We start from the raw sequence: 11,518 nt of genomic DNA, 5'->3' as shown, positions 1-11,518 counted from the left end.
AGAGGTGTATAAGGGCCAGCGCCCGCGCCGTCGGCGCCGCCCGTCCAGGCGCGCGCGGAGGACCCGGACGTCGAGGCCGTCCCGCTCAACCGCTTCCAGAAGGTGGCGGCCAAGCGGCTGACCGAGAGCAAGCGCGACGCGCCGCACTTCTACCTGAACCGCACGGTGGACGCCGAGCCGCTGCTGGCCTTCCGCAGGACGCTGAACGAGGCGCTCGCCCCGGCCAAGGTCAGCGTTAACGACCTCATCGTGAAGGCGGTCGCGACCGGGCTGCGCGCGCACCCGGCGGTGAACGTCTCCTACACCGAGGAGAACCTGCTCTTCCACAAGCGCATCAGCGTCGGCGTCGCGGTGGCGGTCAAGGACGGCCTCATCGTCCCCGTCATCAAGGACGCGGACCGCAAGGGCGTCTCGCAGATCGGCGAGGAGACCCGCGAACTCGCCGGCAAGGCCCGCGACGGCAAGCTGTCCCTCAACGAGATGAGCGGCGGCACGTTCAGCGTCAGCAACCTCGGCATGTTCGGCGTCGACTCGTTCTCCGCGGTGATCAACCCGCCGGAGGCCGCGATCCTCGCCGTCGGCGCCGTCCGCGACGAGCCCGTCGTCCGCGACGGCGAGGTCGTCCCCGGCAAGCGCATGGCGCTGACCCTCTCGGTCGACCACCGCGCCACCGACGGCGCCACGGCCGCCAGGTTCCTGGACCACCTGGCCGACCTCCTGGAGAACCCCCTCCTGATCGTGGCCTAGGAAAGAGCCGACCGGCCTCGCGGGTTTGCCGGAGGCCGGTCGGCCGCGGCGCGGCTACGCGAGCTTGTAGAGGACGGGCATCGACTCGGTGTCGTTGGCCCGGAGGTTGGCGCGGACGAACGTCAGGAAGCTCGGCTTCGTGAACTGGTGCGCGGCGAAGCGGACCAGGCCGTGGTCCCAGCGCGCGTGGTTGACGAGGGCGTAGGGGGCGTCCCCGATCGGCTGGAGCAGGGTGGAGTTGTCCAGGCCGGTCTCGGCGGCGTACCAGCCGGCGAGGTGCTCCCACAGTTTCGCGGCGACCTCGGGGTCGTCCGCGGTGAAGTGGTTGAACAGGAACAGGCCCTGGCGGGTCTTGTCGACGTCCCCGATCCGCTTGACGTTGCGGAGGGTCGTGACGCGGGTCTCCCCCGCCGCCTCGATGAGCCGCCCGTACTCTTCGCTGCTCTGGACATCGCGGATCTTCTCCGGGGCGCTCGTCTCGATAAGGACGACGGCGTCGAAGCGGGGTGCTCCCGGGACCGGCGGCATCAGCACCGCGCGATACACGGTGGCCTTCACGACGGTGCCGAGTTCCTCCACGCGGGACGCGTGCGTCTTCAGCGCGGCCAGCACTTCGTCGCGGCGCGCGCTGCGGCGGACGAACGGGGCCCGGCCGGGCGGGTCGATCGTCGCGCCGACGTACACGTAGCCGTACGGGGCCGGTTCGCGCAGCGTGGCGCGGGGATACTTCGTGCTCGGGTTGCGGATCGTGACCGTCATCGGTGATCCCCCCTCGGTCACTTAGTGTGTCCTCATTCCAGTTTGGGTGAGCGCTCACTCAGACGTCAAGTGGCCGTATCCGGCCAACGGGTGGGGCGGGGCAATCAGCTCTGGGGCGGTACGCGAAGTAGGGTCGGGCATGGCGAAGACCGGTCGATCCGGCGTCGCGGCAGACCTGGCCCAGCGCCGACGAACGGCGCCGCCGCGGCGGGCATCCGGGGACCGGCAGGGGAACCACGATGCCGACAGTCCAGACGTCCAGGGCGCGGGCCGCCGCGCTGGCCGCCGCCGCGGGCCTGCTGCTCGCGGGCGGGGTCGCGGGGCTCGCGCCCAGTGCGGGCACCGCGTCCAGCCACCGCGAGGCGCCGCTCATCTCCGGGCAGCCGCAGTACGACAACACCGACGTGTACGCGTTCGTCAGCCCGGACAGGCCGGACACGACGACGCTGATCGCGAACTTCATCCCGTTCGAGGACCCGGCCGGCGGGCCCAACTTCTACAAGTTCGCGCGGGACGCCCGGTACGACCTCAACGTCGACAACGACGGCGACTCGCTGCCGGACCTCACCTACCGCTTCCAGTTCCACGACCGGTTGAAGAACGGGAACACGTTCCTCTACAACACCGGGCCGGTGACGAGCCTCGACGACCCGGACCTCAACTTCACCCAGACCTATGACCTGACGCTGATCCGGCGGGTGGACGGGAACGTGCACAGCGTCCGCAAGCTCGCCGACGGCGCGCCGGTCGCGCCGTCCAACGTGGGCAAGGCGTCCATGCCGGACTACACGACGCTGCGCGCGCAGGCGGTCAAGCCGGTGGGGAACGGGACGACGTCGTTCGCCGGGCAGGCCGACGACTCGTTCTTCCTCGACCTGCGGGTGTTCGACCTGCTGTACGGGGCGAACCTCAAGGAGGTCGGCAACGACACCCTGAGCGGCTACAACGTCAACACCGTCGCGGTGCAGGTGCCGACGCGGCAACTGGTGAAGGGGCACGACCCGGTCATCGGGGTGAACTCGACGGTGTCGCGGCTCACCGCGTCCGGTGAGTACGCGCAGGTGTCGCGGCTCGGGAGCCCGCTGGTGAACGAGGTGGTCATCCCGCGCGGCAGGAAGGACACGTTCAACGCGTCCACGCCCTGGCAGGACGCGCAGTTCGCCGGGTTCGTCACCGATCCGGAGCTGCCGAAGCTGATCGAGAAGATCTACAAGATCCCGGCGCCGTCCGGGCCGCGCAAGGACCTCGTCCAGGCGTTCCTGACCGGCGTGCCGGGACTGAACCAGCCGGCGCACGTCCGGCCGGCCGAGCTGCTGCGACTCAACACGTCCATCGAACCGGCCGCGAAGCCGGACCGGCTCGGGGTGCTCGGCGGCGACAAGGCGGGCTTCCCGAACGGGCGGCGCCTCACCGACGACGTCATCGACATCGAGTTGCAGGCCGTCGAGGGCGAGCTGCTCGGCCAGAAGAACGACCTCGGGGACGCCGTCAACGCCAACGACGTCGGGTTCGAGAAAAGGTTCCCGTATGTCGCGCAGCCGCATTCGGGGTCGGACGTGCGTGGTGCGACCAAGCCCGGGGCGAAGGCGTCCGGCACGGCAGACGGCTAGCAGGTGAACTTCCTCAACGCGGGCGCGGTCGAGGACACCTCCGAGCCGGATGGCGGTTCGCGACTGCTCTCCGTGCTGCCGGTCGCGGCGCTGTCGGGTGCCGCGGCGTTCGTGCTGACCGGCGGGCTGCTGTGGTGGCGGCGCCGCCGTCCCGCGATGGGACGGCACGAGAACTGATGCGTCCTCTTCTCGCCGGGGCCTCGGCGGCCGGGCTGGTCGCGGCGCTGACGCTCGGATCGGCGGTCGTCTTCGGCCGTCCTTCCGATGCGCCGGCCGCGGCCCGTCCGGCCCCGGGCATCGCCGGCTTGCAGGCACGGCTCCGCGAACAGCCGCATGACGCGGTCGGCTGGGCCTCGCTGGGGGCGGCCTATGTGGAGCAGGCGCGGCTGACCGGTGACCCGACCTACTATCCGAAAGCCGACGACGTGCTGCGGCGTTCGCTGCGGGAGGCGCCCGGGAACGACGGCGCGCTGGCCGGGCTGGGCGCGCTGGCGGCGGCTCGCCACGACTTCCATGGTGCGTTGCAGTCTGCGGACCGGGCGCTCGCAGTGAACCCGTACGGGCAGCGGGCCGCCGCCGTCCGGGTGGACGCGCTGGTCGAGCTGGGCCGCTACGACGATGCCCTGGCCGCCGCCCGGCGCGCGGATGCCGTCCGTCCGGGCATCCCGATCTTCACGCGGCTCGCGTATGTGCGGGAGCTGCGCGGTGAGGTCCGGGAGGCGCGGCGTGTGCTGGGGCTGGCGCGTGCGTCGGCGACCGAGCGCGGCGACCTCGCCTACATCGCGACCCAGCTCGGCGAGCTGGCCTGGAACGACGGCGACCTGGGACGGGCGGACCGCGAATACGCCGAGGCTCTACGCGTGTCGCCCGATCACGTGCCGGCTTTGGACGGACGTGCCCGCGTCCGCGCCGCGCAAGGCGACGTCGCGGGTGCCCTCGCCGACCGGGCCGGGATCGTCCGGCGGCTGCCGCTTCCTCAGTACCTGACCGAGTACGGCGAGCTGCTGGAGACGGCCGGACGCCGAGACGAGGCGAAACGGCAGTACGCGGTCGCGACGGCGTGGGCGCGGATCGCCAAGGCGAACGGCGTCGACGCCGACCTGGAGATCGCGCTGTTCGAGAGCGACCATGGCGATCCCAAGGCGGCGCTCCGGGCGGCTCGGACCGAGTACGAGCGGCGCTGCCCGGACTCTGCCGTCCGGCAGTGCAGCGTGCATGCGGCGGACGCGCTGGCCTGGGCCCTGCACGCCAACGGCCGCGACGCGGAAGCACTGCACTATGCCCGGCAGGCAACCGCGACGGGATACCGCCGCGCGCAGTTCCATTTCCATCTCGGCGTCATCGAGAAGGCACTCGGCAAGCGCCGCGACGCGCGACGCGACCTGGCCGACTCATTGCGCCGCAATCCGCGGTTCTCGCCGCTGTGGGCGCCTCGCGCCAAAGCCGCACTGGACGATCTGGAAGGCACGTCATGATCGCTGCCGTGATCGCCGCCGGGCTGCTCACCGCGCACCCCTCGTCGCGTCCGCGTCGCGCGGGCGGGTGGTCGTCGCGTCGTCGGGACTGCGGACGCTGCCGTCCTCGAAGGCGTACCAGCTGTGGCTGATCGATGCGGACGGGCCGCGCTCGGCGGGGCTCCTGCCTGATGATCGGACGCATCCGGTCGTCGCCGGGACGTGGCGTCCGTCCGACAAGCTGGGCGTCACCGTTGAGCCGGCGGGTGGTTCCGCGCGTCCGACGACGACGCCGCTCGTGCTGGTGAGCCCCGCCTGACCATTGTCGTCTCTCTGACGATATGTGATCATTGCGGGCATGTCGGTGCATGTTCCGCTGGGTCCGCTGCTCGACCCCGCATTCCATCTGGGGTCGGTGCCCACGACGTGGGCGGAGCTCCTGGGCTTCGCGACGGGCGCGGTGAACGTGTGGCTCGTCGTCCGGCAGAACATCCTGAACTGGCCGATCGGCATCGCGAACGTGATCCTGCTCGGGCTGGTGTTCCTGGACGGCGGCCTCTACGCCGACTCCGGGCTCCAGGTCGTCTACGTCGCGCTCCAGGCGTACGGGTGGTGGGTGTGGCTGTACGGCGGGAACGGCCGCGACGCGCTGCCGGTGCGGCGGACGCGGGCGGCCGAGTGGGCGGCGCTCATCGCGGCGGGCGCGGCCGGGACCGCGTTCCTGACCTGGGCGCTGTCCGTCTGGACCGACTCGACCGTGCCGTTCTGGGACGCCCTCACCACCGCGATCTCGCTCATGGCGACGTACGGGCAGTCGCGGAAGCTGCTGGAGTCGTGGTGGCTGTGGATCACCGCCGACCTGGTCTATATCCCGCTTTACTTCTACAAGGACCTCAAGCTGACCAGTGTCCTGTACGTCATCTTCCTGACGCTGTGCGTGTTCGGGCTGCTGGCCTGGCGCCGCGACCTGCACGCTCGTGCCCTTGAGCCGGCGGTCGCGTGAGGTACGCGCACGGCCTCGTCATCGGCAAGTTCTATCCGCCGCATGCCGGACACCACCATCTGATCGACGTCGCGGCGGAGGCGTGCGCCCGGGTGAGCGTGGTCGTCGCGGCGTCCACCGTCGAGAGCGTCCCGCTCGCGCTGCGGACGGCGTGGCTGCGCGAGGTGCACCGGCAGCCGCACGTGGAGATCTTCCCGGTGGTGGACGACGCGGAGATCGACTACGAGTCCGACGAGATCTGGACGGCGCACGTCGCGGCGTTCCGGGCGGGACTCGCGATGCGGTCGGGGCTTGGGGTGCCCGTTCCGCCGGTCGATGCGGTGTTCAGCTCCGAGGCGTACGGGCCTGAGCTGGCGGAGCGTTTCTCCGCCATCCATGTGGCGGTCGACCCGCCGCGCGACCGTTTTCCGGTCAGCGGCACGGCCGTCCGGGACGATCCCGTGGCGAACTGGGAGTTCCTGTCGCCGCCCGTCCGGGCGCATCTGGCGCGGCGGGTCGTGGTGGTCGGTGCCGAGTCGACCGGGACGACGACGCTGACCCGCGCCCTCGCCGCGCACTACGCGTCGCGCGGCGGTGTCTGGGCCGCGACCCGGTGGGTGCCCGAGTACGGCCGGACGTTCACCGAGGAGAAGCTCGCCGCCGTCCGCCGCGCCACCGGCGACCCGTCGCTGTGGCTGGACGATCTGGTGTGGGAGTCGGCCGAGTTCATCGAGATCGCCGAACATCACGCGGCCCTGGAGGATGCCGCGGCGCGATCGGGGTCACCGCTGCTGGTCTGCGACACCGACGCGTTCGCCACCGCCATCTGGCATGAGCGCTATCTCGGTGTTCCGGCTTCCGAGGTGGAGGCCGTCCACGAGCGCGTCGCGCATCATCTGTGGATCCTGACCTCGCCTGAGGGCGTCCCGTTCGAGCAGGACGGCTGGCGCGACGGCGAGATGATCCGATCGTGGATGTCGCGCCGCTTCCAGGAAGAACTGGAGAAACGGGACCTGCCGCACATCACCGTGACAGGCCCCCACGAACACCGTCTGGCCGCCGCCGTCGCGGCGACCGACGCCTTGCTGACCAAGGGCTGGACCTTCAGCGAACCGCTGACCCCCTAGCCCTTGGCCTTTCCATCAGTCGACCAAGAGGAGTTCGGTGACGTAGAACTCCCTGATGTCGGCGATCACCAGGTACTCCGCGATTCCTGTCACGCCCTCCTTGAGCGAGAAGGAGTAGTGAACACCGACGGTGTCAAGCGGCACTCCCGGGGGCGGGAGGCCGACGTCGATCGCCTCACCGCCGCGCTTTGCCAGGTCGCAGAGTTGCCGGTTGAGGATGTCCTCCACCGGCTTCGGCAGGCCCAGAAGGACATTGACCACCTTCTCGGTGCAGAAGACGGTCCATCCACGGCTGTGGAAGGTCATTCGGCGCCGGAACGGCGTTCGAGCCGGCGCTGGACCTCCGAGAGCGGCACGAGGTTGCGGCCGGCCCGCGCGTCGGCGAGCCGCTTCTCCCGGCCGGGGTCCTGGGCCAGGACCGCCTGCCCCCACCAGACCAGCATCACCTCGTCGAGGTCCGCCCCGAACTCGGCGGTCATGACCTGCTCCATGAACAGCGCGCGCCTCTCCTTGGGCAGCCGCTCGCTGATGCCCTTGATCGTCCGCGGGATCCCGTAGGTGGGACCCGAGAACGGCAGGGGGGGTTCGAGTGGTTCTGCGCTCATGTCGCTCCTGTCTGTCTTGTTCGGTCCCCGCTCGCCCGTACACCGGGACCCTACTAGGTCCCACCGACAGGACGGAGGGTCATTTCGCGGAACTCAGCGTATTCACATCCCTGGCTGTAAGAGGACACAAAAGCGTTTTGTAGGTATAGGTACGATCCTGGCGGGTTTGGTATTCGGGACGGACGGGATTGGGCGTGCCGCCGACCCCGGTGACCGAGTGGTCGATATGGAGCGTGTTCCAGCCCGGATTGCGGACGCGGGCGAACGGGTAAAGCGCGCGGTCCAGGTCGTCGTACGGGGTGACGCTCGCCTCGATGGTCGCGTCCAGGCCGGCGGCGAGGAGGCCGGCATGGCCGTCGGTCAGCATCGTCCAGCGGACGTCGTCATGGTTGCCGTAGTCCTGCGGCCGGTAGTACGAGACGTACTGGTCGTCGACCGTGGACGACCAGACGCCCATCCGGGTGCCGTCCTTGCGGTCGTTGTAGTTGCCGACCGGCCCGCGCCCGTACCAGGCGAACGTCTTGTAGCGGTCGGGGACCTTGAGTGTGTAGCCGACGCGAGGCAGGTAGGGCAGGCTTCTGACCTGGCCTTGCGGGACGACCTGGTGCGTCAGCTCGATCCGTCCGGCGCCGTCGATGGCGTAGGTCGCGGTCTGGTCGAACCACGCGTCGGGGTGGTCGGGGGCGGCGGTCTTCGAGGCGATCTCGACCGTGACGCGGTCGCCGGGGGTGACCGTCATCCAGGTGGGCGTGGTGGCGAGGCGGTCGAGGCCGAGCCGACGCCAGTCCTCGCCTTCGGCGCGTCCCCAGGTGTAGGTCTCGTTGCTGATCGGCGGACGCCACACGTCGAGTTCCGGGCCGGTGCGGAGCAACTCCCGGCCGCCGGCGCGCATGGACGTCAACGTCCCCTTGGCCTTGTCGAAGACGTACCGGAAACCCTTACCGGTGACGACGATTTCCTTATCGTTTTCGCGCGCCTTTACCGTGCCGGTGGCCTTCTTCTTGATTCCGGGGACTTCTGTGCCTCCGGCCGAGAATTGACCGAAGCCGACGACGCGGCCATGCTCCACGGCCTCCACGGTCAGCCATCGTTCATTATTGGCGGGATTGGATGGCGGCGATGGAATTCGTACTTCAGTCGTCCCGCCCGGCGGCAGTTTCACCGACGACTTCCCGGACGACAGCGTGCGGGCGCCCTCCGTGTAGCGCCAGCGCATCTCGGCCGAGCTGGTCGCGAAGACCCGTTCGCTGGAGACCGACACCGTCCCATCGCCGGCGCGGGTGACGCGGAGCGGCGACAGCACCCACGACAGCTGCGCCGTCTCCGGCTGGACGTACCGGTCAGAGCCGACGAGGCCGTCGTCCCCGGACAGGCTCTCGCCGTTCGACAGGAACGTCCCCTTCTTCGCGAAGTGGTCGAAGTCGAGCGCGAGGATGGCGTCCTTCTCCGGGTCCTCGCCGGCGCCCAGCTCGGTCGCGCTCAAAGCCCGGCCGTAGATGCGGACGTCGTCGATCGTGCCGTGCGCCATGCGTCCCCGGTAGCCGTCCTGCATGGTCTCGGAGTTGCGGGCGACGTTGACGTCCCCGGACGACCGGTCGATCGTCCCGCTGAAGGGAATGGACGCGGCCTCACGGCCGTCGACGTACAGCCGGATCGCCGTCCCGTCGTACGTGCCGGTGACCCGGTGCCAGGTGTCGTACCAGTTCGCGGGCACCGGCGCCCGGACCGTCCGCCATGTACCGCTGTGGACGAAGAACTCCAAGGTGTTCTCGTTCGACATCTTCAATGCGTACGAGTGGTCGCCCTTCCCCACGATCGTGAAGTCACCCGTCCACGGCCGGACGGGTTTCACCCATGCGTCGAGCGTGACGGACGTCCCGGTGAGGTCGAAGCGCCGGTCGCGGTACACCTCGACGAAGTCGTCCAGGCCGGAGAAGTACAGGGCCTTGCCGCGATGCCCGTCCACGGTCTTCGGCAGTCCTTGCAGCCAGGCCAGGATGTCGTTGCCGGAGCCGTCGGACGTCGTGATGACGGGCTGACGGAGGTTGGCCTCGGCCCAATCCCAGATGAAGCCGCCCTGCGTCTGCGGATGCCGCCGGATCACCTCCCAGAACTCACGGAAGTTGCCGAGGCTGTTGCCCATCGCGTGGGCGTATTCGCCCATGATGATCGGCTTTGTCGTAGTAGCGGCCTGCGCCTCCAGCCTCGCCGGGGTCGGGTAGCGCGGCCCCCAGACGTCGGCGTACGGAGCGTCGCCGTCCGGGCTGTTCGACTGGTGGTACAGGAGGCGCGTCGGGTCGGTCGCCGTCGCGTAGTCGGCCATCTTGTAGTGCGCGGCGCCGAGCCCGGCCTCGTTCCCGGTGTCCCACATGAGGACGCTGGGGTGGTTCTTGTCGCGCGCCAACATCGCCTTGAACCGGTCGAGGAACGCCTTCTGCCATTCGGGACGGTCGGCGAGGCAGTCCCGGTCGCCGGTCCTGGCGCAGTCCTCCCAGTTGTGGGTCTCGATATCCACTTCGTCATCGATCCACAGGCCGCGCCGGTCGGCGAGGTCGTACAGGTACGGGTCGGACGGGTAGTGCGCCGTGCGGACGGCGTTGAGGTTCAGCCGCTTCATCAGCGCCACGTCCGACTCCATGCGGGCACGGGTCTGGTGGCGTCCTGTGTCGGGATCGGTCTCGGGACGGTTCACGCCCTTGATGAGGATGCGCTTGCCGTTGACGAGGACCTGCTTGTCCTTCACCTCGATCTCGCGGAAGCCGAACGTCCCGGCGGTCGTGTGGACGACGCGTCCCTGGGCGTCGGTCAGTTCGAGGACGAGCGTGTAGACGTTCGGTGTCTCGTCCGACCACTTGGCCGGGTTCGTCACGGGCGCCGTAAGTCGAACGGTCGTGGCACCACCTTCAACGGAGGTCTTGCCAGAGAAGCGCTGAACCTCACGCCCATCAGGATCGACGAGCGTGGCACGGACGGCGTGCTCCCCCTCCGGCCCTCCCCTACTTGCCACGACGAGACCCACATTGAGCGTGGCGTCCCGGTAGGAGTCGTCCAGATCGGTCGTGATGGTCACGTCACGCAGATACGTCTTCGGAGTGGAGTACGCCCAGACGGAACGGAAGATGCCGCTGTACCGCCACTGGTCGTAGTCCTCCATGTAGGAACCGGAACTCCACCTATGCACTTGGACGGCGACCGTGTTGGCGCCCTTGTGCACGAGGTCGGTGATGTCGAACTCCGCCGGCGTGTACCCGCCCTGGTCGTAGCCCGCGTACTTCCCGTTCACCCACACGAAGTACGCGCTGACCACGCCTTCGAAGCGCAGGAACGTACGGCGGCCGTCCCAGGAGCCGGGCACGTCGAGCGTTTTCACGTACGCGCCGGTGGGATTGATGTCGCGAGGGGTACGCGGCGGGTCGTCCGGCCACACCTCTGTGGGGATGTTGCGGAACATCGGATGGTCGAGCCGGTCGCTCTGCCACGTATGCGGCACCTTCACCCGGCGCCAACCGGACGTGTCGAAGCCCGGTTTGTAGAAATCCTCAGGAACCTCGTCGGGACGGTCGGCGAGCGCGAACCGCCAGTCGCCGTCCAGCGACTTCGTCCAGCGCGAGGACTCCCCGCCGATGGCCTGTCGAACATCGTCATACGGCCGGAGCACGGCGTGCGGGGTCTCCTGCCCCTCGCCCACCATTTCGGGATCGTCCAGGTAGGTGTAGACATCGGGCGGCGGCGCCCCGAGGACGGCGGCGACGCCGGGCAGCGCCGACGCCAGCAGCGCCGACGTCGCGAGGACGACCACCACGACGCGGTACACGTATCGATCATCGCCGGTGCGGGCACGGGAACGGGGGAACGAGGCCATCGGCGCGGCGCCTCCTCGCAGGCGGGCCCCCGACTAGATCAATTACACCGGTGACGTTAGGTGCGCGTCACGTCCCGGTCAAGACGGAAGAGATCCTCGTCGATCCGGTCGAGGGCGAGCCGGACGGCGCCGAGCCCCACCGCCTCGTCCCCGAGCTGGGAACCCTCGATCCGGACCGGGCTCAGGCACAGCGGCCGCACCCGGCGCCGCAGCTCCGCGACGAGCGGGCCGCCGGACCGGACCAGCGGCCCGCCGACGATGATCATCTCGGGGTCGAGCGCGAGGGCCATCGCGGCGACGCCGCGCGCCATCCGGGCGGCGAGCGCGTGCACCAGGGCCAGCGCCTCGGCGTCGCCGCCGGCCGCGGCGGCC

General features: G+C 69.7%; 11 protein-coding genes and 1 pseudogene. 7 read left to right on the top strand and 5 right to left on the bottom strand.

The features are described 5' to 3' along the window. Positions 1–72: 72 nt before the first annotated feature. Positions 73–747, top strand: a pseudogene (locus HUX53_RS20025) (dihydrolipoamide acetyltransferase family protein); the annotation flags it as partial. A gap of 54 nt (positions 748–801) precedes the next feature. Here the strand turns inward: HUX53_RS20025 and HUX53_RS20020 are convergent. Continuing rightward, positions 802–1,506, bottom strand: a complete 705-nt coding sequence (locus tag HUX53_RS20020; RefSeq protein ID WP_176404749.1) for a hypothetical protein — start codon at positions 1,504–1,506, stop codon at positions 802–804. A 239-nt stretch (positions 1,507–1,745) separates the two neighbouring features. Here HUX53_RS20020 and HUX53_RS20015 point away from each other — a divergent pair, with 239 nt between their 5' ends. From HUX53_RS20015 to HUX53_RS19995, 6 genes are read left to right on the top strand one after another with little or no spacing between them, the layout of a single operon-like run. Continuing rightward, positions 1,746–3,116, top strand: a complete 1,371-nt coding sequence (locus tag HUX53_RS20015) for a DUF4331 domain-containing protein (protein ID WP_176404748.1) — start codon at positions 1,746–1,748, stop codon at positions 3,114–3,116. 3 nt (positions 3,117–3,119) lie between these two features. Then, positions 3,120–3,293, top strand: a complete 174-nt coding sequence (locus tag HUX53_RS20010; protein WP_176404747.1) for a hypothetical protein — start codon at positions 3,120–3,122, stop codon at positions 3,291–3,293. Next, positions 3,293–4,591, top strand: a complete 1,299-nt coding sequence (locus tag HUX53_RS43095) for a hypothetical protein (RefSeq protein ID WP_369009208.1) — start codon at positions 3,293–3,295, stop codon at positions 4,589–4,591. The genes HUX53_RS20010 and HUX53_RS43095 overlap by 1 nt, the downstream gene beginning before the upstream one ends. Next, complete coding sequence (locus tag HUX53_RS43090) at positions 4,521–4,889, top strand: anti-sigma factor (protein ID WP_369009209.1); 369 nt, start codon at positions 4,521–4,523, stop codon at positions 4,887–4,889. Before HUX53_RS43095 ends, HUX53_RS43090 begins: the two co-directional genes overlap by 71 nt. Positions 4,890–4,928: 39 nt before the next feature. Then, on the top strand, positions 4,929–5,573 hold the full coding sequence (gene pnuC, locus HUX53_RS20000; protein WP_176404745.1) for a nicotinamide riboside transporter PnuC: 645 nt from the start codon (positions 4,929–4,931) through the stop codon (positions 5,571–5,573). Continuing rightward, positions 5,570–6,679 carry an AAA family ATPase gene (locus HUX53_RS19995; protein ID WP_176404744.1) on the top strand — a complete coding sequence of 370 codons (1,110 nt, stop codon included), beginning with the start codon at positions 5,570–5,572 and terminating at the stop codon, positions 6,677–6,679. Before pnuC ends, HUX53_RS19995 begins: the two co-directional genes overlap by 4 nt. A 15-nt stretch (positions 6,680–6,694) precedes the next feature. Here HUX53_RS19995 and HUX53_RS19990 read toward each other — a convergent pair whose 3' ends face one another. The 4 genes from HUX53_RS19990 to HUX53_RS19975 form a co-directional block, all read right to left on the bottom strand. Further along, positions 6,695–6,985: a hypothetical protein gene (locus HUX53_RS19990; RefSeq protein WP_176404743.1), complete on the bottom strand. Its 291-nt coding sequence runs from the start codon at positions 6,983–6,985 to the stop codon at positions 6,695–6,697. Then, positions 6,982–7,284, bottom strand: coding sequence for a hypothetical protein (locus tag HUX53_RS19985; RefSeq protein WP_176404742.1), 303 nt, complete (start codon positions 7,282–7,284; stop codon positions 6,982–6,984). Before HUX53_RS19985 ends, HUX53_RS19990 begins: the two co-directional genes overlap by 4 nt. Positions 7,285–7,363: 79 nt before the next feature. Further along, on the bottom strand, positions 7,364–11,146 hold the full coding sequence (locus HUX53_RS19980; RefSeq protein WP_176404741.1) for a glycoside hydrolase family 2 TIM barrel-domain containing protein: 3,783 nt from the start codon (positions 11,144–11,146) through the stop codon (positions 7,364–7,366). 56 nt (positions 11,147–11,202) lie between these two features. Next, positions 11,203–11,518, bottom strand: a 316-nt coding sequence (locus tag HUX53_RS19975; protein WP_176404740.1) for an ROK family protein, incomplete at its 5' end; no start/stop codon positions are given.

This window comes from Actinomadura sp. BRA 177 (assembly GCF_013372625.1).
In the GTDB taxonomy this organism is placed as follows: domain Bacteria; phylum Actinomycetota; class Actinomycetes; order Streptosporangiales; family Streptosporangiaceae; genus Spirillospora.
The sequence above is the reverse complement of the archived record's forward strand: the minus strand, read 5'-3'. Positions and strand labels throughout refer to the sequence as shown.